23 protein-coding genes are annotated in these 23,509 nt (G+C 62.5%); 3 read left to right on the top strand and 20 right to left on the bottom strand.

What is annotated here, in order from left to right:
* Nucleotides 1-28: 28 nt before the first annotated feature.
* From KZO25_RS00115 to KZO25_RS00105, 3 genes are all read right to left on the bottom strand, one after another.
* On the bottom strand, nt 29-574 hold the full coding sequence (locus tag KZO25_RS00115) for a hypothetical protein (RefSeq protein ID WP_223135428.1): 546 nt from the start codon (nt 572-574) through the stop codon (nt 29-31).
* A 497-nt stretch (nt 575-1,071) separates the two neighbouring features.
* Nucleotides 1,072-2,880: a TRAP transporter permease gene (locus KZO25_RS00110; RefSeq protein ID WP_223135427.1), complete on the bottom strand. Its 1,809-nt coding sequence runs from the start codon at nt 2,878-2,880 to the stop codon at nt 1,072-1,074.
* A gap of 264 nt (nt 2,881-3,144) precedes the next feature.
* A complete protein-coding gene (locus tag KZO25_RS00105) occupies nt 3,145-4,110 on the bottom strand; it encodes a TAXI family TRAP transporter solute-binding subunit (RefSeq protein ID WP_410505363.1) in 966 nt (321 codons plus the stop codon).
* Nucleotides 4,111-4,251: 141 nt separating this feature from the next.
* Between KZO25_RS00105 and KZO25_RS00100 the strand changes: the two genes are divergently transcribed.
* The gene (locus tag KZO25_RS00100) at nt 4,252-4,983 is read left to right on the top strand and encodes an SDR family NAD(P)-dependent oxidoreductase (RefSeq protein WP_066445227.1); all 732 of its coding nucleotides are present in this window, start codon (nt 4,252-4,254) and stop codon (nt 4,981-4,983) included.
* Between the two features lie 4 nt (nt 4,984-4,987).
* On the opposite strand, the gene lon is transcribed toward KZO25_RS00100, so the two are convergent.
* The 10 genes from lon to KZO25_RS00050 all read right to left on the bottom strand — a co-directional run bounded on the left by lon (nt 4,988) and on the right by KZO25_RS00050 (nt 15,165).
* The gene (gene lon, locus KZO25_RS00095; RefSeq protein WP_223135425.1) at nt 4,988-7,444 is read right to left on the bottom strand and encodes an endopeptidase La; all 2,457 of its coding nucleotides are present in this window, start codon (nt 7,442-7,444) and stop codon (nt 4,988-4,990) included.
* A gap of 193 nt (nt 7,445-7,637) precedes the next feature.
* Nucleotides 7,638-8,876 carry a DUF945 family protein gene (locus KZO25_RS00090; RefSeq protein ID WP_223135424.1) on the bottom strand — a complete coding sequence of 413 codons (1,239 nt, stop codon included), beginning with the start codon at nt 8,874-8,876 and terminating at the stop codon, nt 7,638-7,640.
* 47 nt (nt 8,877-8,923) lie between these two features.
* Nucleotides 8,924-9,397, bottom strand: coding sequence for a phosphatidylglycerophosphatase A (locus tag KZO25_RS00085; RefSeq protein WP_066445223.1), 474 nt, complete (start codon nt 9,395-9,397; stop codon nt 8,924-8,926).
* Nucleotides 9,394-10,362, bottom strand: a complete 969-nt coding sequence (gene thiL / locus KZO25_RS00080) for a thiamine-phosphate kinase (RefSeq protein ID WP_223135423.1) — start codon at nt 10,360-10,362, stop codon at nt 9,394-9,396. Before thiL ends, KZO25_RS00085 begins: the two co-directional genes overlap by 4 nt.
* 10 nt (nt 10,363-10,372) lie before the next feature.
* Nucleotides 10,373-10,879, bottom strand: a complete 507-nt coding sequence (nusB, locus tag KZO25_RS00075; RefSeq protein ID WP_223135422.1) for a transcription antitermination factor NusB — start codon at nt 10,877-10,879, stop codon at nt 10,373-10,375.
* The gene (gene ribE, locus KZO25_RS00070; protein WP_223135421.1) at nt 10,872-11,366 is read right to left on the bottom strand and encodes a 6,7-dimethyl-8-ribityllumazine synthase; all 495 of its coding nucleotides are present in this window, start codon (nt 11,364-11,366) and stop codon (nt 10,872-10,874) included. The genes nusB and ribE overlap by 8 nt, the downstream gene beginning before the upstream one ends.
* An 87-nt stretch (nt 11,367-11,453) precedes the next feature.
* Nucleotides 11,454-12,611, bottom strand: coding sequence for a bifunctional 3,4-dihydroxy-2-butanone-4-phosphate synthase/GTP cyclohydrolase II (gene ribBA, locus KZO25_RS00065; RefSeq protein WP_223135420.1), 1,158 nt, complete (start codon nt 12,609-12,611; stop codon nt 11,454-11,456).
* 275 nt (nt 12,612-12,886) lie between these two features.
* Nucleotides 12,887-14,023, bottom strand: coding sequence for a bifunctional diaminohydroxyphosphoribosylaminopyrimidine deaminase/5-amino-6-(5-phosphoribosylamino)uracil reductase RibD (gene ribD, locus KZO25_RS00060; protein ID WP_223135419.1), 1,137 nt, complete (start codon nt 14,021-14,023; stop codon nt 12,887-12,889).
* Between the two features lie 32 nt (nt 14,024-14,055).
* Nucleotides 14,056-14,547 carry a transcriptional regulator NrdR gene (gene nrdR, locus KZO25_RS00055; RefSeq protein ID WP_223135418.1) on the bottom strand — a complete coding sequence of 164 codons (492 nt, stop codon included), beginning with the start codon at nt 14,545-14,547 and terminating at the stop codon, nt 14,056-14,058.
* 138 nt (nt 14,548-14,685) lie between these two features.
* Complete coding sequence (locus tag KZO25_RS00050) at nt 14,686-15,165, bottom strand: copper chaperone PCu(A)C (RefSeq protein WP_223135417.1); 480 nt, start codon at nt 15,163-15,165, stop codon at nt 14,686-14,688.
* A 188-nt stretch (nt 15,166-15,353) separates the two neighbouring features.
* Here KZO25_RS00050 and KZO25_RS00045 point away from each other — a divergent pair, with 188 nt between their 5' ends.
* Entirely contained in the window at nt 15,354-16,175 is an 822-nt protein-coding gene (locus KZO25_RS00045; RefSeq protein ID WP_223135416.1) for a TlpA disulfide reductase family protein, read from the top strand.
* Between the two features lie 45 nt (nt 16,176-16,220).
* Nucleotides 16,221-16,976, top strand: a complete 756-nt coding sequence (gene dsbG / locus KZO25_RS00040; protein WP_223135415.1) for a thiol:disulfide interchange protein DsbG — start codon at nt 16,221-16,223, stop codon at nt 16,974-16,976.
* 77 nt (nt 16,977-17,053) lie between these two features.
* Here the strand turns inward: dsbG and KZO25_RS00035 are convergent, their stop codons facing one another.
* The 7 genes from KZO25_RS00035 to KZO25_RS00005 form a co-directional block, all read right to left on the bottom strand.
* On the bottom strand, nt 17,054-17,467 hold the full coding sequence (locus KZO25_RS00035) for a DUF6691 family protein (protein WP_223135414.1): 414 nt from the start codon (nt 17,465-17,467) through the stop codon (nt 17,054-17,056).
* The gene (locus KZO25_RS00030; protein ID WP_223135413.1) at nt 17,464-17,925 is read right to left on the bottom strand and encodes a YeeE/YedE family protein; all 462 of its coding nucleotides are present in this window, start codon (nt 17,923-17,925) and stop codon (nt 17,464-17,466) included. Before KZO25_RS00030 ends, KZO25_RS00035 begins: the two co-directional genes overlap by 4 nt.
* 11 nt (nt 17,926-17,936) lie before the next feature.
* Nucleotides 17,937-19,724: a SulP family inorganic anion transporter gene (locus KZO25_RS00025; RefSeq protein ID WP_223135412.1), complete on the bottom strand. Its 1,788-nt coding sequence runs from the start codon at nt 19,722-19,724 to the stop codon at nt 17,937-17,939.
* Nucleotides 19,725-19,727: 3 nt separating this feature from the next.
* On the bottom strand, nt 19,728-20,162 hold the full coding sequence (locus KZO25_RS00020) for a TIGR01244 family sulfur transferase (RefSeq protein WP_066445183.1): 435 nt from the start codon (nt 20,160-20,162) through the stop codon (nt 19,728-19,730).
* A gap of 21 nt (nt 20,163-20,183) precedes the next feature.
* Nucleotides 20,184-21,050, bottom strand: a complete 867-nt coding sequence (locus tag KZO25_RS00015) for an MBL fold metallo-hydrolase (protein WP_066445180.1) — start codon at nt 21,048-21,050, stop codon at nt 20,184-20,186.
* 269 nt (nt 21,051-21,319) lie between these two features.
* On the bottom strand, nt 21,320-21,805 hold the full coding sequence (locus KZO25_RS00010) for a hypothetical protein (protein ID WP_262488760.1): 486 nt from the start codon (nt 21,803-21,805) through the stop codon (nt 21,320-21,322).
* Between the two features lie 352 nt (nt 21,806-22,157).
* Nucleotides 22,158-23,509: MBL fold metallo-hydrolase RNA specificity domain-containing protein (locus KZO25_RS00005; protein ID WP_223135411.1), on the bottom strand; the 1,352-nt coding region annotated here is incomplete at its 5' end.

Raw genomic sequence — 23,509 nt, 5'->3', positions numbered from 1 at the left:
AGATTCTGTCATGCACGGGGCGTGGCGGCTAGACTGACAGCGAGCTGCCCTCGGCAAGCGGCTGGGTGCCATAGAGTACCCAGACATCCAGCGCCGGGCCCAACTCCTCGATCAAGCGCAGCTCATCCGGGTGCTGCTCCAGGACCTGCCGGGCACAGATGCCCGCCTCGAAACGCCCCTCCACCAGCCCCTCGGCCACCGCCACGGTGGTGGGCGCATCCATCTCTTCGTCAAAGGAGGAGAGGTCTGTGTAGTAGCGGGTGGCCGGCTGACGTGCTACCCGGCGAGGCTCGGCAACATCGCGCCGTGCCAGCAGCGCCAGGGGATGACTGCCGGCGACGAAGACGTCCACCGGAAAGACGCGATGCATGTAACGGCCGACGCAATCGGCGTGGCTGAAGTGGGCCGTACACTGCAGCACCCGGTCCACCTCCCCCGCCGCCAGTGCCGCGAACGCCGCCGGAAAATCATCGAACAGCCTCACCTCGGCATCGGCGGGACCGCGCGCCTCAAGATAGCGGTGCAGTACCAGTACGTGGTTATTGCCCTCAGGGCCCAGCGTGGCAAAGATCATCTCTCTTCTCCTCAGAACTCTCCGATAACCGCTGGCCTTGGTAGCCTCCGCCAAGGCGCCTACCGGCGCCAGTCGCGATGCGGAGCAGCGCTCCAACAGCTGTTTTTTCCACCGGCGCGAACCGCCAGGGCGCCTATCGGCGCCAGTCGCGATGGGGACCAGCGCTCCTACAAGGTCGGCGACTACCGCCCTGTAGGAGGTAGCTTTAGCTCGCGACCGCGGTGTTGCCAATGCTGGCAATAACCACTGACGTTCCCGCCTCCGCCAGGGCGCCTGTCGGCGCCAGTCGCGATGCGGAGCAGCGCTCCTACAAGGTCGGCGACTACCGCCCTGTAGGAGGTAGCTTTAGCTCGCGACCGCGGTGTTGCCAATGCTGGCAATAACCACTGAACTTGCCGCCTCCGCCAAGGCGCCTGCGGCGCCAGTCGCGATGGAAACTCGGAGCGCCGAACCGAGCGCTCCAACAGCTGACTTTTCCTGCCATGCCGGGGTGTTACCTAGACCGCAAAAATTACCAGCGCCCCCGCGACGACCAGCAGCACCCGCAGCCAGAGGGCACGGCGGGCGATGACGCCATAGGAAATTCCGCCCAGTCCCACGGCGATCTTGACCATGTCGAAGACCGCAGCAAAGGGGTCGAAGGCCAAGCGGATGATATCCGGGTTGGCGACCATGGCCAGGGGGATGATATAGAGTCCGATGCCCAGGGCCATGGCCTTCATCGCCACCTTGAGCCAGTTCTCCCCCACCATGCCGGCGGCGATGAAGACCCCACCGCAGACCGGCGGCGTGATGGTGGAGAGCAGCGCGAACCAGAACACGAACAGGTGCGCCAGCAGCGGTTCGAGACCGAGGGCGATGAGTGCTGGCCCGGCCACCGAGACGCAGATGACATAGGCGGCCGTGGTCGGCACCTCCATGCCCAGCACCAGGCAGGCGAGCGCGGTGAGCAGCAGCGCCGGCCACAGCATCTCGTTGGAGAGAGAGAGAATGCCCGAGGTTATCTTGACCCCCAACCCGGTCATGGACAGCACCCCGATCACCAGCGAGGCACAGATGATGATCGCACCGATAATCGCAACCTGACGCCCAGCCGTGACCATGGCATCGGCCATTCGCGAAGCGAAACCGCGCAGCGAGAAGCTGAGCGTCACATCGAAGAACAACAGCAGCATTCCGGCAAAGATCGCCAGGCTCGCCGCATACTGGGGCGTGTAGCCACCGAGAAAGATGCGCTCGAGCAATATCACGAAGGGCACGGCGAAGAAGAGGGAGGTGATCATCACCTCCTTGCCGCTGGGCCTGTCGCTTTCAGCCATGGGGCTCAGGTCATGGCGCGTGGCGTAGGCGTTGATACCCACCCAGACGGTGGCGAAATAGAGAATGGCCGGCAACATTGCCGCAGCCATGATCTGGGTATAGGGCGTACCGGTAAGCTCGACCATGACGAAGGCGCCGGCCCCCATCAGGGGTGGCATGATCTGCCCGCCCGAGGAGGCCACCGCCTCCACGCCGCCGGCCAGAGCACGCGGATAGCCCAAGCGCACCATGGTGGGAATGGTGATAGCCCCGGTGGAGGCGACGTTGGCAGAGGCGGAGCCGGAAATCGACCCCATCAGAGCCGATGAGATGACCGACACCTTGGCCGCTCCGCCCGTCAACCGCCCGGCGAAAGCGCTTGCCATATTCATGAAGCCCTGCCCCGCCTCTCCGGCATTGAGCACTGCGCCGAAGATGACGAAGATTGCCACCACGCCAACACTCACCCCCGTGAGTGACCCCCAGAGGCCTCCCTCGGCGATGGTCAGGGTGCCGACGAAACTCTGCATTGGCAGCCCCGGGTGGCCGAACTGGCCGGGTATGTGGGCGCCGAATACCGCATAGAGCAGTGCTGCCACGGCAACCAGGGGCAGCGGCCAGCCAATGGCGCGACGGGCCGCCTCCAGTGCCAGTCCGATGAGGAAGACCCCGATGATCATCTGCAGGTGGGTGTCGATGAAGCCGTACTGCTGCGACAGCGCTTCCTCGTTGAAGGCGATATAGCCGCAAGCGGCGATACCCAGCCCGGTCAGCAGCCAGCCGCTCCAGCGCTCGAACGGCGTGCGTGCGGCGAAGATCAGGACCCACGGCAGCGCGAGAGCCATGTGAATTGGCCGGCTCACCAGCGCCGGGGTAAGCCCGTAAAAAATCAGGCCCAGGTGAAAGACCACCGTGACACCGCCCAGCAATACCCAAGCCGGATGGAGCCGCAACCGAGCGCTACCAACAGCCTCGCCGGCCACAGGAGAAGAGGAAAATGTCGACATAGAAATGGAGCCTTTCGATCAGGGCCAGGCCAGGAGCACTGGCCCCAACAGGGAGTTAGGCATTGTCTGAAAAGTCGGCGATCGAAGGCCAGGGCTAGGCCCGTTCCCTACGGGCCAACGCACTTCCCACATCCCTGTGGGTCGCAAGGCAAAATCGGCGTGAAGACGGATCGGGCTCGCGTGCGAGTTTACGGAGTGTAAATGAGTACTTTGAGCCGATTTTTAACGCCGTATGGCCAAGTGCAGCCAGTTTTCGGACAGTGCCTAGCGCAGTTCGTCGGGAATCTCGATACCAACTTCATCGTAATAGCGCACCGCGCCCGGATGCAGCGACCCGGCAATGTTGCCGACCATGTCGTGGGTGATGCTGCCCCACCAGGCCGTCTCTTCCGCCATGGCATCCCTGCGCTCCCAGAAGGTCCTGGTCAGGGTGTAGGCGGTGTCATCGTCCATGCCGGTGGTGGTATAGGCGATAACGGGCAGTGACGTGGTCTCGACGTCCTGCTCCACGCCAGAGTAGGTGCCGGCCGGAATGGTCTGCCGCGCAGCGCCTGTCTGCTCGATTTGCTCGTCGGTCAGGCTCACCAGGCTGATCGACATGCTCGCTGCGGTCTCGATCACATTGGGTGTGGGGAAGGAGCTCGCCGTGACGAAGGCATCGATCTGTCCGTTCTTAAGCGCATCGGGGCCACTGCCGATCTCGGCGCTGGCCACCCGCACCTTGTCCATCATGTTGAACAATTCAAGATAGCGCTCGGCCTCGCGGGCGCCAAAGGTGCCACGTCCGATCAGGATGTGCTTGTCTTGCAGGTCCTCGAGCCCGATGACCCCGTCACCACCTGCCGCAACGAAGTGCATGGTGATTGCCGGAATCGGGAACAGGCCACGAATCTCCTGGAACTGGGGACTCTGACGTTCTGCAAAGGGCCCCTCTCCAGCCATGGCGCTCTCCACCAGCCCTGGAGGCGTGGTAAAGACGTAGTTGCCTTGCCGGGCCATCACTTCCATCACGTTCTGCACAGAGCCCTGGCTCTCTTCCAGCGTAAGCTGGATATCACCATCGGTACCCTTGCGGATCGCCTCCGAGAGTTCCACACCCATCTGGTAATAGGCGGTGCCGGCGGAAGCGGATTTATAGGTAACTCGGGTTTCCGCCTGGGCGGAAAAGGCTGCGGCGCCCATCATGACGGCGGTCGCCGAGGCCAGCAGGCTGCGAGTGAAAGTAGGCATAAACTGACGCATGCGTATCTCCCTAGGAAGTGTCCAGCACCGCTGAGCGATGTCGGTTGTTATAAAAAACGTCTACCAAAAGACTATAATGCCGATTTTTCCAGCCTTGAACACCCGAATATTGGCATCGAAGGAAAGACTATGCGAACAGCAGCGGTAATCGGCGCCGCAGGGGGAATCGGCTCAGCCATTTGTGAGGCAATGGTCGCTGCTGGGTACAGTATCTTCCTGCTCGACCTAGAGGAGCGCCAGGAGAGCGTGGTGCCAGCGCTCACAGCCTGGGGCGAACGCGCGGCGTTCGTGCCTTGCGACCTGGCCGAACCTGCCAGCATTGCCCGGGCGTTTGCGCAGATCGAGCGGCAGGGTAAGGGGCTTGACGCATGCATCAATGCAGCCGGTGTGATCCGACGCGGTCGCTTCGTGGATGTCTCACAAGAGGACCTGGATACCATGATGGCGATCAACGTCACCGGGGCCTTCCAGGCAATCCAGGCCGCCGTCCGGCTGATGATCGCAAGCGGTGGTGGGCGTATCGTCAACGTCGCCTCGGCGCATGGCCTGCGCACCACGGCCGAGCGTTCGAGCTATGCAATGACCAAGGGCGCGATCCTGGCGCTGACCCGGGCACTGGCGGTGGAACTGGGGCCTCAGGGAATACTGGTCAATGCAGTGGCACCAGGACCCGTCACCACCGGCATGCAACATGCCGACTCCGAGTCACGTCGCCTGTGGCAGGCCTCCACTCCGCTTGGGCGCGTCGCGGCTGCCAACGAGGTAGCGCGAGCCGTGGCGTTCCTTGCCTCTCCGAGCAACACCTTCATCACCGGCGACACCCTGATCGTCGATGGTGGCGCCAGCGTCTCCATGGGTTAGTCGATTAGCCAAAAGCTACCTTGGCCACATCCTGATAACGCCTGGCAAAATGCACCGTCACCCCCTCCTTGAGGTAATCGGGAAGTTCCGCATAGTCGCGGCGGTTGGCCTCAGGCAAGATCACCTCGAATATCTTGCTGCGACGGGCAGCGATGATCTTCTCGCGGATGCCACCTACCGGCAGTACCTGGCCGGTCAAGGTCAGTTCACCGGTCATCGCCAGCGGCCGGTCGATGGACAGGTGCAGGGCGAGGGAGAGCAGTGCCGTGGTCATGGTCACCCCCGCCGAGGGGCCATCCTTGGGCGTGGCCCCTTCAGGGACGTGAAGGTGTACGAAGGCAGAATCGAAGAAATCCGCGTCGGCGCCGTACTCCGCCAGGTGCCCCAAGGTGTAGCTGTAGGCGATATTGGCGGACTCCTGCATGACTTCGCCAAGCTTTCCGGTGAGCTTGAAGCCCCGGGTCAGGGAATGCACCTTGCCCGCCTCGATGGGCAGGGTCGCCCCGCCCATGGAGGTCCAGGCCAGGCCGGTGACCACACCCTCCCCCTTGAGCACCTGCTCCTGGCGGAACAGCGGGGCGCCCAGGAACTCCTCCAGGTTCTTCACTGATACCTTGACCGACTGCTGGTCGTTCTCCAGCAGCTTTACCGCCGCCTTGCGCACGATGCTGTGGAGCTGTTTTTCCAGCTGTCGCACACCGGCCTCCCTGGCGTACCCCTCAATGACCTGCTTGAGCGCCGCATCGGTGAGGTTGATACGCTTCTTCGGGATCCGGTCGCGTTCAAGCAGCTTGGGCCAGAGATGGTTCCTGGCAATGGCCACTTTCTCTTCGGCGATGTAGCCCGATAGCCGTATCTGTTCCATGCGGTCGAGAAGCGGCCCCGGAATCGAGTCCAGGGTATTGGCGGTACAGACGAAGAGCACCTTGGAGAGATCGAGCCGCACGTCCAGGTAGTGGTCGAGGAAATCAATGTTCTGTTCCGGGTCGAGCACCTCCAGCAGTGCCGAGGCCGGGTCACCCTGGAAGGACTGTCCCATCTTGTCGATCTCGTCGAGCATGATCACCGGATTCTCGACCTCGACCTCCTTGAGCGCCTGCACCAGCTTGCCCGGCATGGCGCCGATATAGGTACGGCGGTGGCCCTTGATCTCGGCTTCATCGCGCATGCCACCCACAGAGAAACGATAGAACTGGCGCCCCAGTGCTTCGGCGATGGAGCGCCCGACCGAGGTCTTGCCGACCCCCGGGGGGCCGACGAGCAGCAGGATCGAGCCTCCCACATCGCCCTTGAAGGTGCCCTCGGCAAGGAACTCGACGATGCGCTCCTTGACGTCATTTAGCCCGTCATGATCGCGGTCCAGAATCCTGCGAGCATGGGCCAGGTCCATCTGGTCTGCGCTGCGCACCCCCCAGGGCATCGATGTCAGCCAGTCGAGATAGTTGCGTGTGGTGCCATACTCCGGCGAGCCGGTCTCCAGCACCGAGAGCTTGTCGAGCTCCTCTTCGATGCGGGTCAGTACCTTGGGCGGCACCACCAGGCTCTCGAGGCGATCACGGAAGGTGTCGACGTCGTTCTCGCGATCGTCCTTGGAGATGCCCAGCTCGCGCTGGATTACCTTGAGCTGTTCCCGCAGGAAGAATTCGCGCTGGCGTTCCTGCATCTGGGCATTGACCTGCTCGCTGATCTCCGTCTGCAGCTGGGCAACGTCGATCTCCTTGCGCAGCAAGGGCAGCACCTTCTCCATGCGCGCCTGTACCGGCAAAGTTTCCAGCACTTTCTGCAACTCGCCCCCCCGTGCCGAGGTGATGGCCGCAGCAAAATCGGTCAGCGGACCCGGCTCGTGCGGACTGAACCGATTGAGGTAATGCTTGAGCTCTTCGCCGTAGAGCGGATTGATCGGCAGCAGCTCCTTGATGCCGTTGATGATCGCCATGGCATAGGCGCGGGTCTCGTCCTCGTCGGCATCGACCGGCTCCCGCGGGTAGCTCACCTCGACCAGATAAGGCGGTTTCTTGGATAGCCAACGCTGGATATGAAAGCGCCTGAGACCCTGGGCAATGAACTGGAGCTGCTGATCCTCACCCTGCAGCTTGTGAACCTTGACCGCCGTGCCGTATTCGGGAAACGACTCGTGGGTCAGGTTATCGACGCCGGTATCGCCGACGAAGGCAACCCCCAGGGTATGGTGAGGCGTGTTGCCGACCCGGCGCATCGTGTCCTCCCAGCGCTCACGGTTGATCACCAGAGGCTGCACTTGAGCAGGGAAGAAGGGGCGGTTGTGAATCGGCAACAGGTAAATTCGTTCGGGCAGGTATTCACTTGCCGGCACCATCGCGTTGCTCAGGGACTCTTCCGTCTCACCGTCGGATCCTGTCCACTTCTCGTCCGCGTTATCGTCATCCGCGTTATCGCGCATCGATTGCTGCCAATTCTGCTCATCCTGATCGTAATCGCTCATCGAAACCTCATCCTGAAGCTGGGCGCCTGGGTCTGACCTGAGGAATGCGGGCGCGACCGGCCAACTTCAAGTCATCGGCCCACTATTTCCAGGTGGCGGGGGTCAAGATGTCGTGTTCAAGGTGGCGTGAAATCGCCTCGGTAGCAAAGATTGTCAGGCGAGCAGGACAAAAGCGCATGCTGACGTCTGTGGCTCAGCGCCACAGCTGGGGCAAGGGGCGGCTGTTGACGCGCACCTGCCCTCGGCCCACGTCGACTTCCAGGGTACGGGTGTCCAATGGCAGGCCGAGCCATAGGGCCACCACGGTCGGCAAGTCGTACCAGGTGAAGTCGCCGTCGAGGCGCCGCCGCCAGCGCGCCTGCATTGAGGGGTCGTCGGCGTCGATCAGACTCAATTCATCGAGGCGACGTCCATCGAAGAACAGGGAGCCATCGGCCCGGGCCGACAGTCCCATCATGGGACTATCCAGTTGAAGACTCAGCAAGTCGAGGCGTGGCGAATCCTTCAGGGTCTCAATCAGATGTGGCTCGAGCTGAGCCAACAGCTCGCGGCGGCCAAGTTCATGGTGACCACTGGCGGCCAGCTCACGGAGTCGAGAGGTGCTTACCCGAAGCGCATCGGCATTCAGGCGTGACAGCTCGAGTAGCAGCTCACCGGTGAGCAGTACCTCGCCTGCGGTATGCACTTCGCCCAAGTCGACAGCGAGCTGCATTCTCAGCTCCCGCTCATCCAGAACCGTGCGATTGGTGACACGAAGATTACTGGCATCAAGGCTCAATTGAGGCTGATGCCAGGCCACCGACTCGACCTGCAGCCGGTCCTCCTGTGTGAAGGAATGGGCATCTTCTGTATAGGCGTAGTGGCTGTTGAGCGTGGAGGGGCCGATTGCGAGGCTGGCAGTCCCATCCGTCAACCGCCAGGAATCGAAGTGAGCCCGGAGACGCCAGTCGCCCTGCTCGCCGCTGAAATGGAGACGCCCCCCATCGAACACCAGTTCGCGATCCTGCTGGGTGACCCGCAAGGGAGAGAGGCGAAGCCCGCCTTCCAGGGTCCCGGTCAGAGTATGGTAGCTGGCCTGCCAAAGGGGAGGCGACGAGGCCAGCAAGTCACCGAACAGCTGTGCGTGGTCCGGGCCATGGCGCAGCATCGCCTCGCCGTTCAGGTGCGTATTGAGCACCCCATGCCGAGCTCGATACGTCAGCTCCAGCTGCCAGACATTCCCCAGCAGCGGTGCCAGGTGGATGCGGCCGGTCGACGACCACCATCCCCGCTCAAGCTCTGAACGCGACACGACCAGCTCACCACGTGCCTCGAGATCACTCAGCGTCCGCGCCATTTCCCGTTCGAAGAAGTGGCTGGAAAGGGCCTGCCCGGCCAGCCAGGCCAGCAGCAACAGTACCAGCAGCGGAACGATGAGACGTTCCTTGCGCATAGCCCCGCCTCCTTGTCATTTCCTTGACTAATATGGCTTTCAGTAAACTAGTGTAACCAAAGCCAGAGGTGCATCGTACTCCAAGCGTAGATTCCGGCCAGCACATCATCGATCATGATGCCGAACCCCCCTGCTACACGACGATCCGCCCAGCGAATCGGCCACGGCTTGAAGACATCGAAGATACGAAACAGGATGAACCCCCAGAGCGCCGCTTCCCACGAGAAGGGCACCGCCGCCATGGTGATCCAGTAACCGACGAATTCATCCCAGACGATACCGGAGTGGTCATGCACACCGAGATCACGCGAGGTCCTGTCACAGAGCCAGATACCCACGACGAAGGAAACTGCCACCAGAATCAGGTACCAGTTCAGCGGTAACTCTGACATCAGCCAGTAAAACGGGATGGCCGCCAGGGTACCGAAGGTACCAGGCGCCCAGGGCACGGCACCGCTGCCAAGGCCGAAGGCAAAAAAATGGACGGGCCGCCGCCAGACGCTCGGGGGCGCGCGATTCATGTCGCCCCTCCCGTGGCATTCGCCACCCCGAAATGCTGCCAGCCGTGGAGGACAGTGTCGCCAACACCGGACAGGCCCAGCTCGGCCGTGACCGTGCCGAGCGACGTCAGCGCTAGCCCCAGCCCGGCCAGGCGACGCGTCGCCTCCGCCATGGCTTCGGCGGGCAGGCTGACCAACAGCTCATAGTCATCGCCACCGCCCAGTGCGGCCTGCCGAGCTCGGTCAGGACCCAGAGCCTCGAGCAGCCCTTCGGCCAGGGGCAGCGCATCGACATCGATCCTTGCGCCCACGCCGGAAGCGGCCAGTACATGCCCCAGGTCTGCCAGCAATCCATCGGAAATATCGATGGCTGCGGTGGCCAGGCCGCGCAAGGCCTGTCCCGCATCCAGGCGGGGCTGGGGAAGAAGGTAACGCGCCAGCAGGGGATGCTGAATGTCCCTTTCGCCGTGCTGCCAGAGTGCCAGACCTCCAGCCCCGCCCCCCAATGCACCGGTCACTGCCAAATGATCTCCGGGCCTTGCTCCGCTCCGCGTGAGGGCCTGCCCTTCGGGCACCTCGCCCATGACCGTTACCCCGATTGCCAGCTCACCACGGGTCACGTCACCGCCGACCAGGGTGGTACCGGTCGCCGCACAAAGGTCATGAAACCCCCGGGCGAACTCGGATAACCAGGTGTCGCCTGTATTTGCCATGGCCAATGCCATCAGGCACCAGCGAGACTCGGCACCCATGGCCGCCAGATCACTGAGGCTGACCGCCAGGGCACGATGGCCGATCGCCACCGCCGGTGCGGTGCCGGGAAAATGGACCTCAGCGACCGATGTATCCACACTGACGGCCAGCCGCGAACCAGGGTGCGGTATCAGCAACGCACAGTCATCGCCCACGCCCAGGGCCACACCGGCCCGTGAGCCCGGGGCGGCAGGCGTGAAATGACGGGCGATCAGCTCGAATTCACTGGTCACCTTGGCACCTTCAGCGACGACGCGCGCTGACCTCGGCGCTGCGCAACCGCGAGGCCAGTTTGTCGAGAATGCCGTTGACGTACTTGTGACCGTCGGTGGCGCCGAAGGACTTGGCCAATTCGACCCCCTCGTTGATCACCGCCCGGTAGGGGACATCCGGCCGATGTGACAGCTCGTAGGCACCGAGCCTCAGAATGGTCAATTCGATGGGATCCAGCTCCTCGATACGCCGGTCGAGCAAGGGTCCGATGGCGGCATCCAGGTCGCCGCGATAGCGAGCCACGTTATGCAGCAGGTCGTGAAAAAGTGCCAGGTCGGCGATCTCCATGACCTTGGCCCAGTTTTCATGATCCTCCATGTCCTCGTCGGGCAGTTGGCTGCGGAACTCCGCTTCAACTGCCGAGATCGACTTGCCGGTCATGTGCCACTGGTAGAGGCCCTGGACGGCCAGCTCGCGGGCGGCGCGCCTCTTCTGCTGCCCCGTCGAAGGGGGGCGCTTGGAACGCGGTTCACTCATGACTCTCTCCGGCATCACCGAAGCCCCGCAGCAGCGACACCATCTCCATGGCGGCCATGGCGGCCTCGGCACCCTTGTTGCCAGCCTTGGTACCGGAGCGCTCGATGGCCTGCTCGATGGAGTTCACGGTCAGCACACCGTTGGAGATGGGCGTGTCGAACTCCAACTGCAGGCTGCCGAGTGCCGAATTGCAGCCCCCCGCCACATATTCGAAGTGCGGTGTACCGCCACGTATCACCGCACCCAGAGCGATCACCGCATCCGGCTTGGCTACCTGCAGGGCCCGCTTGACCGCCAGCGGTAGCTCCCAGGCACCGGGCACATGAACGATATCGATATGGTCGGCATCCACGCCATGGCGCATCAGGATATCCACGGCACCCTCCACCAGGCTGTCGACCACATGATGATTGAAGCGCCCCACCACGATCACGTAGCGGCCGTCGACATCGACGAAGTTGCCTTCCAATTGAGACAAGGTATGCATCGCTAATTCCTGAAAAAAGTCCTGCTGAATTAACAGGCGCACCCCAGGGTGCGCCAGCTTTCATCATAGCGCCAGACGGCGACCGTCTCAGTTCTCGATGGGAGCCTCGATGTCGCCCGGCGCAATCAGTTCGACAACTTCGAGGTCGAAGCCCGACAGCGCCGAGAACTTCCAGGGTGAGCTGAGCAGACGCATCCTGCCCACACCAAGATGGCGCAAGATTTGCGAACCCGTGCCAATGGTCAGGTAGTTGCCGGCACCGTCCGAGTCGCTGGTACGAGGCAGGCGGCGACGCTCCAGAAAAACCTCCAGCTGATCACGGAAGTCCTGATGCGGACGGCCATCATCGAGCAGGACGAAGACACCCTGGTCGACGCGGGCCACCTCCTCCAGTGCGCTGTGGGTGGTCCAGTTCTTGCCTTCACCCTTCTGCAGGCCAAGCAGATCCCGCATGGTATCGGCCAGATGCACTCGCACCGTAGTCAGCGAATCGGGGGTCGGCGTCCCCTTGACCAGCGCCACGTGGTGCGCACCTTGAATACGATCGCGGAAGACATGCAGCGTCATTTCACCTGCGGCCGTGTTGACCGGGGTCGACTCCACCGGCTCCACCGTCTGCTCATTATGAATGCGATAGTGGATCAGGTCGGCGATGGTGCCCATCTTCAAGTCATGCTCGGCGGCAAAACGCTCGAGCTCGGGCCGCCGGGCCATGCTTCCATCGTCATTCATGACTTCGCAGATCACACCGCTGGGGTCACAACCTGCCAATGCCGCCAGGTCGCATGCCGCCTCGGTATGTCCGGCACGCCGCAGCACGCCGCCGGGCTCGGCCATCAGCGGAAATATGTGGCCGGGCTGAACGATATCCTCGGCCCGGGCATTGCGGGCCGCTGCCGCCTGTACGGTGCGCGCCCTGTCCGCGGCCGAGATACCTGTGGTCACCCCCTCCGCAGCCTCGATGGAGAGAGTGAACTTGGTGCCAAAGCCGGAACCGTTGTCGCTCACCATCAGCGGCAGCTTGAGTCGCTCGCAGCGCTCGCGCGTCATGGGCATGCAGATCAGGCCCCGGGCATGGCGTGCCATGAAATTGATGTGCTCGGCCCCGACCTTCTCGGCGGCCATGATGATGTCGCCCTCGTTCTCACGATCCTCATCATCCATGAGGATCACCATCTTGCCCTGACGAATGTCCTCGATCAGGTCTTCGATGGAAGCGAGGCCCCCGCGGGAAGATTGCACCATGGAATCTCCGATTGATTCAGCAAAAAGGCGTTGCGGCACTTCGACCGTGGCGTGAGCAACGTCCGTGACTAACATCCATTACTAAAGTTCTACGCCCCGCCTCGAATGGGCGTCAGGGTACCTTGGCGCGGCGTCGGGCGCCAGTAGTGAGCAACCTTGGCGCGGAGTCGGGCGCCAGTAGTGGCAACTTGGCGCGGCGTCGGCCGCCAGTAGTGGCAACTTGGCGCGGCGCTAGCCCCTGTAGCGAGCGAGCTGTTCCCGGCGCCCTGATGAATTCAGCCCTGAAGCCGCGCGGGTCGAGCGGTAATACGCCAGTCGCGACCGACAGCACGGATATCGATGATATCCAACGGGCGCTGCTGGGCCATACGCGTCAGTCCCGGCAAGGCGAACAGCGGCCGCGCCTCACCGCCCAGCAGGGTCGGCGCCACGAACAACTGCATCTCATCCACCAGATTCGCGTCGAGCATGGCGCCAGCAAGTGTGGCCCCGGTTTCCAGCAGCACCTCGTTGACCAGCTCTTGCTCCGCCAGGTAGCGCAGCAAGGCCGCAAGATCGACACGGCCACCCTCGCCAGCCGGCAATACCAGTATTTCGGCACCGGCTGACTCCAGCCGGGCACGCCGGTCGACATCGTAACCCATGACCGTTGCCACCAGAGTGCGCCCGGATTCACGCAGGCAGGCCGCGGCCTGGGGCAGACGAAGGTGTGTATCCACCACGACCCGCAGTGGCTGGCGACTGGCGATGACATCAGCATCCTCCAGGCCAAGTTGGCTTGCTCTCACGGTCAGGCGAGAATTATCGAAGATGACCGAATCAACACCGGTCAGCACAGCGCTGGAGCGCGCACGCAACCGCTGGACTTCCGTACGGGCATGGGGGCCGGTGATCCATTGGGATTCGCCGGACTCCATCGCCGTGCGCCCATCCAGGCTCATCGCCATCTTCAATCGCACATAGGGGCGATGGCGACTCATTCGCGACAGGAAACCAGGATTGATCGCCCTAGCCTCCTCCTCGAGCAGGCCGACATCCACCTCGATTCCCGCCTCGCGCAGCATGCCGATGCCGCGGCCGGCCACCTCCGGATTGGGGTCGCCCATGGCCACCACCACCCGCTTCACCCCGGCGTCGATCAATGCAACGGCACAGGGGCCGGTACGCCCATGGTGGGAGCAGGGCTCCAGGGTCACATAGGCTGTCGAGCCTCGAGCAGAATCCCCGGCCATGGCCAGGGCATGGACTTCGGCATGGGGTTCACCGGCACGCTCGTGCCAGCCCTCCCCCACCAGGCGATTGCCCTTGACCAGGACACAGCCCACGCGGGGGTTGGGGGCGGTGGTGTAGAGACCACGGCGGGCCAGTTGAAGGGCCCGAGCCATCCAGGCGGCGGCAGTAGGCTTGGCCATATCACTCCCTGGAAGAAGAGGGAAAGCAGAATTCAGCGCTCGCCGTCGTCGCCCGTTCCCGGCGGGAAGCCGGGTTCTCGCGACAGGCGATCGATCTCGGCACGAAACTCGTCGATATCCTGAAAGCGACGGTAGACGGAAGCGAAGCGAATGAAGGCAACCTGATCGAGTCGCTTGAGCGCCTGCATCACCGCCTCGCCGATGTCCCGCGCCTGGATCTCGCGCTCGCCACTGGCACGCAGCCGCTGGCGAATCCGCTCCACGGCGGCCTCGATGGACTCAGCGCTGACCGGTCGCTTCTCCAAGGCCCGCAGCATTCCGGCACGCAGTTTCTGCTCGTTGAAGGTTTCGCGAGAGCCATCGGCCTTGACCACTCTGGGCATCACCAGCTCGGCGGTCTCATAGGTGGTAAAACGCTCACCACAGGCCGTGCATTGGCGGCGGCGACGCACTTGGTCGCCCTCAGCCACCAGGCGGGAGTCGGTCACACGGGTATCATTGGCGCCACAAAAAGGGCAATGCATGGTATCGATCCGAATGCGAAGCGGGGCGACCGACTGCAGGCCGCTCATGGTTCAATAGTGCAGTATTGTAACCTCTGGCCCGCTGGTCGCCCAGCTTCGACACCAAATGCGGGGAAGCGGTAGAACGAGCACCTCCGATCAATGCTTGTGGCCGTGACCGTGATCATGCCCATGATCCTCGGCATCCAGGTTGATGCGGCTGACCGGCGCCTCGACCACCTGGCTCTCGCCGTTGTCAAAGGTAAGCGTCAGCTCGACCGGCTCCCCTTCGACAAGGGGTGAGGTAAGCTTGATCAACATCATGTGCAGACCGCCTGGTGCAAGCGCCACCGTTTCGCCGGCGGGGACGATGATGCGCGACACCTTGCGCATCTGCATCACGCCATCGACATCTTCGTGATTATGCAACTCCATCACCTCGGCGGCGGGCGAGCTGGTATCCACCAGGGCGATATCCGTATCGCTGGTATTATGAAGCGTCATGAAAGCTGCCGATGTTTCCGAGCCCGGCGGCACGGCGCGCACCTGGGCATCTTCGATATTGAGCGCATCGGCTAGCGCAGTGAGCGACACCAGAGAAAGGCCGGTAGCGAGTAGAAGAGTGCGGGGCAACATCATGCGGGGCTCCTTGTTGTATCGTTATGCCATGCGACAGAGGGGAAGCGAGCAGCATACTATGCCGTTACCCGCCTCGGAGCCAGGCTGCGTCAACTCGACACAGTCCGGCGTGAACCGGCAGTCATCAACAGCTGACACACTGGCGAGTCCATTGCGACGGATGGCTCGACATAGGAGAACTGCGCTGCATGAACGCCCTGCAACAGAGCATCGCCCTGGGTCCATTGGGATTCTCACTGGGCCAGGTGCTGATCATGGTAGCCTTCGGGATGGCCTTGCTGGCCGGAACCCTGATCGGACGACGCCATCGCACCCCGGTGGCCGATACACTTTTCACCCTGCTTCTTCTCAGCATGGCTGGGGCTCGACTGCTGTTCGTGGCCCGCTACTGGAGCAGCTACGACGACATGATATCGATGCTGGATATTCGTGACGGCGGTTTCGACCCAATCGGCGGTCTGGTGGTGGGTCTGGCCTATGCTCTCTGGCTGATGTGGCGACTTCCTGCCCAACGGGTGCCCCTGGCCGGCGCCCTGCTAACCGGCGCCCTTACCTGGGGCCTCATCGCCGGCCCCCTGGTCTTGCTCGAGGGAAGCGCCAGACCGATTCCGGACACGTCCCTGGCCACCCTCGGGGGCAACCCTACTGACCTGCCGTCGCTGGCTGCAGCAGAGGGTCAGCCGATGGTGGTGAACCTATGGGCCACCTGGTGCCCGCCCTGTATCCGCGAAATGCCAGTCTTCGAGCAGGCCCAGAAGGAAATCGACGACATCACCTTTGTCTTCGTCAACCAGGGAGAAAGCGCCCAGCATGTGAACCGATTCCTCACGGAGCACTCTCTTGAACTGGACAATGTGCTGCTCGATGCGACCAATGCACTTGGGGAGGTTACCGGGTCAATGGCCATGCCCACGACGCTTTTCTACGATGCCGAGGGCCGCCTGAGAAATACGCACTTTGGCGAACTGTCGCGAGCCACCTTGCACAGCGGCCTCGAGCGCCTGCGCTGACGCCACTTACAACATGCACTTCCCTACCCATTTCAAGGAATCGACATGGCTTTTCGACTCTCACTGCTCGCTACCGGCCTGACAGCTATTGCCACAGCCCAGATGGCCTATGCCGGCGACTGGCCGGGCCCGGTTCGTGCATTGACCGAGCAGGGGCTCGAGGTGCACGGTGAATTCGAAGCCCCCAGCGGGCTTACCGGCTACGCAGCCAGCCATCAGGGACGTGAGATGACCGTCTTTGTCACTTCCGACGGCAATCATGCCATCGTCGGCACCATGATCGATGCCGAGGGCAACGATCTCTCTGAGGCCCCTCTCGATGAACTGGTGCGAGCGCCCCAGGAGGGCGAGGTATGGCAACAATTGGAACAGAGCCACTGGATTCAGGACGGCCAGCCGGATGCTCCCCGTGTGCTATATACCTTCACCGACCCCAACTGCCCCTATTGCCGGCAGTTCTGGGAGCAAGTTCGCCCCTGGGTCGAGGCCGGGGAAGTTCAATTGCGCCATATCATGGTGGGCATCCTCAGTCAGAACAGTCCTGCCAAGGCAGCTGCCCTTCTGGGCGCCGAAGACCCAGAGGCCGCCCTGCATGACCACAGTAGCGGCGACGATATCGGCCCCTCTGCCCAGCCACGCGACATAGAAGACCAGGTGTATCGCAACAACCAGCTTTTCGACGAGCTGGGCCTATACGCCACGCCAACCACCGTCTTCCGACATGAAGATCGCCTTCAGCGGGTGGATGGCATGCCGGAGGAAGCACGGCTGCTCGAGATGATGGGGGGCACGGCACCCTGAGTCGCGTCGTACAGAAAACGCCCCTGCCGCAAGGTCGGCAGGGGCAGAAGCGTGCCAACGAGTAACAGTGGCAGGGATCAACTCCTGGCGGGTATAGCCCGGGCAAGAAACCAACCGGTAACCATGGCGACCAGCATGGCAAACAGGGGGGCAGTCAGCCCAGCGATGGACGCAATGGCCGGCCCGGGACAGTAGCCTGAAAGCCCCCAGCCGACCCCGAACAGGGCCGAGCCACCAATCAGCCGAGCATCGAAATCTTGACGAGTGGGCAGTTGGAAGGTCTCGCCAATCAGCGGCTGTTCCTGGCGGAAAACGAACCGGTAGCCAATGAAGGTGGTCACCACGGCGCCGCCGAGTACGAACATCAGCGTCGGGTCCCAGGCGCCGAAAATATCGAGAAAACCGAGCACACGCGCCGGGTCGGTCATGCCGGCGAGCGCCAGTCCCAGCCCGAACAGCAACCCGGAGATATATCCCATCAGCGTCTTCATGCACCACCTCCGATCACGTGCCGCACGATATAGACGGTAACGATGGCGCATGCCAGGAAGGTCACCGTGGCCACCAGGGAACGTGGCGACAGCCGTGCCAGCCCGCAGACACCGTGCCCGCTGGTGCAGCCACTGCCCAGACCGGTCCCCACGCCGACGAGAAGGCCTGCTATGAGCATCAGTCCCACCCCTCCGGCAGGCTGGCCGACCACTTCGCCAGGCGCATCGGCCACGTTACCCAGGCCGCCGCCCAGCAGCATTAGCAGCAGCGGGCCGCTGACCAGGCCCATCACGAAGGCCACGCGCCAGGCGCTGTCGCCCTTGGGCAGGTTCGTCACCAGGCTGCCGACAATTCCGCTGATGCCGGCGATGCGGCCAAGCGTTGCCATCAGCCATACGGCCGAGAGACCAATCATTACGCCACCTACCAGCCCCTGCAGGCTCGCTATCCAGTCCACGTTTACCTCCTTTATGACAGTCGATCTTCAACAGCCGTTGTCCCCGGAGACACCGGATCGGTAACACCGCAAGGGCGCCCCAGGGCATGTGTTTCACCGCACAGCGAGCGCCAGGCATCAAAGGTGCTGAGGAACACCTGACCGGTCATATCGCGGCAGAACGGGGTCTTTTCCAACCGGTCCATGACCGGCCCCTTTACCTCCGCCAGGTGCAGCTTGACCTGGGCATCGCGCAGGCGGGCATTGATCACCTCCAGGCTTTCCAGGGCCGAGGCGTCGATGACATTCACCGCCTGGCAGGCAAGTACGATGTGGCGCAGCCCCGGCTGGCGCGCCGCAAGTTCCATGACCGTATCCTCGAGGTAGCGCGAATTGGCGAAATAGAGACTCTCATCGACTCTCAGGATGGCCAACTGCGGGTCAGTTTCCACTTGATGCCGCTCCACGTTGCGAAAATGCTCGGTACCTGGAACACGGCCCACCACGGCGCTATGTGGGCGGCTGGTATAATAGAGGTGCAGGGCCAGCGAAAACCCTACGCCGGCCAGAATACCGGACTCCACACCAACGCCGAGCGTCACGCCGATGGTGACGAGCATGGCCATGGCATCGCAGCGGGAGTACGCCCAGGTACGTCTGATGGCGGAAAGGTCCACCAGTGACAAGACCGCCACGATGATGGTAGCCGCCAGGGTGGCAATGGGCAGATAAGCGATCAGCGGCGTCAGCAACAGCGCTGCGCCGGCTATTCCCAATGCCGTAAAGGCGCCTGCTGCAGGCGTCTGAGCGCCGGCATCGAAGTTCACCACCGAACGGGCGAAACCACCGGTGACCGGCATGCCACCGGTAAAGGAAGCCGCAATATTCGATGTGCCGAGCCCCACCAGCTCCTGGTCCGGGTCGATACGCTGCCGCCGCTTGGCGGCAAGTGTCTGGCCCACCGACACCGACTCCACGAAACCGATGACGCTGATCAGAAGAGCGGCCACGAAGAGCTGGCTCCACAGGCCGCTGTCAAAGCCCGGAAGCGTCAGCGGCGGCAAGCCGGCCGGCACCTCACCCACCACGGCGACTCCCAGGGCATCCAGTCCCATCCCCCAGGTGGCAAGGGTCGTCACGGCCACGGCAAGGATCGGGGCGGCCTTGGTCAGCATGTCCGCCGGTCGCGCAGGTACACCCACCCGCCGCAGGGCTGGCTTGAGCCAGCGCCTGGCGGCATACAGGAAGAGCAGCACGGAAATTCCAATTGCCAGGGTTGGCGCATTCACACCGTCCAGGCTGACGGCCAGGCTGCTCAGCAGATCCAGCAGGTTATGCCCGCTCGCCTCAACGCCCAGCACGTGCTTGAGCTGACTGGCGGCAATGATCAATCCGGAGGCGGTGATGAACCCCGAAATCACCGGGTGGCTGAGAAAATTGGCCAGAAAGCCGAGCCTCGCCACACCCATGAGGGTAAGGATCAATCCCGACATCAGCGCCAGCACCAGGGCTGCACCGAGATATTCCGGCGTCCCCTGGGGGGCGACCTGCCCCACCGCCGCTGCCGTCATCAGTGACACCACCGCTACCGGCCCCACTGCCAGCGTGCGGCTGGTGCCGAACACGGCATAGATCACCAGTGGCGCGATGCTGGCGTAAAGACCCACCTCCGGCGGCAACCCGGCCAGCATGGCATAGGCCAGCGACTGCGGTATCAGCATGACAGTAACAATCACCGCCGCCAGCAGGTCGCTACCCAGGGTGGCGCGGCCATAGCCAGGCAGCCACTGCAGGATCGGAAGGTAGCGCCGGGGGTTCATTGCTCAGTTCTGCCCGGCACCCGCTTCCAGCAACCCACGCCGCTCTTCCAGGTCATGGCCGGCTGCATGGGCCGCTGCCATCAGGGCGGGAATATCACAGGTGGCGTCCTTGCTGCGGGCATGTGCCCAGAGATGTACGGCGCGCTTGCCGGTCCTGCAGAAGGCCAGGATCGGCGTGGGTAACGCATCCAGGGCTTGGCCGAATGCCTCGATATCGGCATCGCTGTATTCGCCCGGTGTGACCGGGATACAGCGCCACTTCAGACCCAGATCAGCGGCCTTCTCACTCAGGGCACGATCGTCGGGGTGATCCTCGGCTTCACCGGGGCGGCGATTGCAGATCACCGCCTTGAAACCCCGCCGGGCGATCTCCTCGAGGTCCTGAGGGGCCACGGCATCGGCGATGGAAAAACCGCTCTCCAGCTCTTGAATATTCATTCGCTTCGTCTCCTGGCTCACTCAGAATTTGTTGATCGGGACCTTGAGGTATACCTGGCCGTTGTCCTCGGCCGGCGGCATGTGGCCGGCACGCATATTGACCTGCACCGAAGGGATAATCAGCTTCGGCATATCGAGGGTCGCATCGCGCTCGGTACGCATCTGGACGAACTCCTCCTCGCTGATGCCTTCGTGCACATGCACGTTCTGTGCGCGCTGCTCGGCCACGCTGGTTTCATGTTGGTACTTCTCTCGTTCCGGTGCCTTGTAGTCGTGGCACAGGAAGATGCGGGTCTCACCCGGCAAAGCCAGGACCTTCTGGATGGAGCGATAGAGGGTGCGGGCATCACCGCCTGGGAAGTCGCAGCGGGCAGTACCGTAGTCGGGCATGAACAGGGTGTCGCCGACGAAGGCGGCATCGTCGATCACATAGGTCAGGCAGGCAGGTGTGTGGCCCGGTGTGTGCAACACACGCCCTACCAGGCTGCCGATGGCAAAGGTGTCGCCTTCCTCGAACAGGCGGTCGAACTGGCTGCCATCCCGGGCGAACTCGGTGCCGGCGTTGAAGGCCTTGCCGAAGACATCCTGCACCACTGTGATGTTGGCGCCGATACCGGTCTTTCCACCGAGGTTCTCATGCAGATAGGGCGCGGCGGAGAGATGATCGGCGTGAACGTGGGTCTCGAGGATCCACTCGACCTCGAGGCCGTTGTCACGCACGAAGGCGATGATCTGGTCGGCGGAGCGAACATCGGTGCGCCCCGCGGCGTAATCGAAATCGAGCACCGAGTCGAGGATCGCACAGGACTTGCTGTCGGGATCCTGCACCACATAACTGAAGGTGTTGGTGGGCTCGTCGAAGAAGTGGGTCACGATCGGCGTGGACATGGGCTAATACCTCCAATCAGTGTCGTTGCCTTCCAGAGTGAGCTACAGCATAGCGCAAATGTAGTTATAACGATATACTGTTTTGGAATTAATGGGCTACAGCTCTGTCACTAATAGCGATAGCCACTCCCTACAACGAACGAGACCCATCACCGTGGTGATGGGTCCCGAGTCACGCAATCAAACCGGCTATTGCTTCTTCAGCTTGCAGGTATTGATTCCCAGCAGGGTGTAGGCCGGGCAGAGGTTCACCTTGTGACTTGATGGCCTCAGAAACTGAAAACCGGAATAGTCGAATCACGCATCATTTCGGCCATTGGGCCAGGAGCCGCAACGCCAACACCCTCTCGCAGATCAGCTTGCTCATGTTCGTTGTTGGGCAAATAGATCGCGCACACGTCGACCTGGGCGCCATTGGTGATCAGCATCTGCAAGATGCCTTCCGGGGTGACCTGCCCGGCCGGATTTTCTGGTGGCGTATTGACAGGCTCGGCGCTGGCATAACCCTCTACGGCCAGGTCTCCGGCAGCATCACAAAGCAGGATCGAAAGATCAGCGCCCTGCTGTTGCATGGCATTGGAAAGGATCATCGCCATAGCCTGTGTCTGCAGGGAGTCGCTGGTGAGGATCACCAGTGCGCGCTCGGCGCTGTCTTCTTGGCCGTGGTCGTCGCCGTGGCTGGCGGCAAGCGCCGTACCGAAAAGACCCATCCCGGTAGCAACGGCGGCCAGGGTCAGTGTTGTCTTGATGCTCATTTCCTCACCTCTCTCATTTGATTCAGTGCGCTGGCATCGACTCCAGGATGCTGTCTGAACCGAATCCTTCGACTGTTTATGCCGCAGAGGAATATATTAATAACCTGATTACAGGAAAACAAGAGTAGCCCATAACCTGATAGCTGGCACGCGAGATAGGGACGCATCTTGATGTCAGTCAATATTTCCAGCTTGAGGCCAGCCAGAATCGATCGCCCTAGGGCAATGCTTCATTTCTCCGTCGCGAAAGAGAAGGCGCAAGCGATGCAAGAGAGGCATCAACCACCTGATACGCAGGAACCGCGAAAAAAAGGCCGCTTGAAAGCGGCCCGGAGAGTCGTGTGGTGCTGCTCTAGAGCTCGATCCGGTCGCCGTAGGCAGGGATCTCTGCCTTGATGGCGCTCTCGGCCAGGCCGGCCTTCAAGGCCTCCTGGGCCGCAGGCTCGCCGTGGACCAAATAGAAGCGAGGGTTGTTGCGGAAGGCGCCGGCCCAGCCGATCATGTCGGTCTGGCCCGCGTGAGCCGAGAAGCCGCCGATGGTATGAACCTTCGCCTTGACCGCCAGGTCCTGCCCCAGGACGCGTACCCGCTGGGCACCGTCGACGATCTGGCGACCCAGGGTACCGGCAGCCTGGAAACCGACAATCACCAGCCGTGTATTTGGCTTCTCCAGGTTGTAGCGGAAGTGGTGGATGATCCGTCCGCCGGTACACATGCCGGCACCGGCAATGATGATCGCACCGCCATGAATGCGATTGATCGCCATGGACTCCTCAACGGTACGGGTCATGTGCAAAATCGGCAGGTACTGGCTGGTGTCGCCGCTGGCGGCGATATTGAGCACCTTTAGGTCCTCGGCATCCAGCGCCTTGCGCGCCCGGTGGTAGAGTTCGGTGACCTTGATCGCCATGGGACTATCGAGGAACACCATCTGCTGGCGCAGCCTCCCCTCATGGTAGAGCACGCTGAGATGATAGAGGATCTCCTGGGTACGCCCCACGGCGAAGGCGGGAATCAGCACATTGCCTCCCGCCTCGTGGGCCTTCTCCAGCACCTGGGCAAACTCCTCCAATGTCTCGTCCAGAGGGCGGTGGTCACGGTCACCGTAGGTACTCTCCATCAGCACCACATCGGCCTCATAGACCTTGTCGGGGTCGCGCATCAGCACCGAGCTGGGATTCCCCAGATCGCCGGAGAACACCAGCCGCTTCTGCTGGCCACCGGAGGGGACGGTCAGCTCGACGATCGCCGAGCCTAGGATATGGCCGGCATCACGGAACACCAGGGTGGCACCGCCGGGCAGGTTGACCGGCTGGCCATAACGGTGGAACTCGCAAAGTGCCAGGGTTCGCTCCACGTCGTCCAGGTCGTAGAGCGGTTCAACCAGTGGCTTGTCTTGGCGCTTGCGCCACTTGTTCTCCCATTCCACGTCCTTGGCCATGACAAAGGCGGCATCCTGCAGCATGATTTCAAGCAGGTCACGAGTGCCACGGGTGCAGTGGATGGGCCCACTGTAGCCTTCTCGCACCAGCTTGGGCAGCAGGCCTGCGTGATCCAGGTGGCCATGGGAGATCACCACCCCTTCGAGTTCCCTCGCCAGCTTGCCGAACGGCCTGGCGTTCGCCTCATCGGCATCTATACCGCCCTGGTGAAGGCGATGCCTGTCAAGCTTGTTGGAACCTGGAATCAGGCGGCTTCTAATCG

The sequence above is a fragment of the Halomonas sp. ANAO-440 genome (assembly GCF_019915905.1).
GTDB lineage: Bacteria > Pseudomonadota > Gammaproteobacteria > Pseudomonadales > Halomonadaceae > Halomonas > Halomonas chromatireducens.
This window is presented reverse-complemented; position numbering and strand designations above follow the sequence as displayed.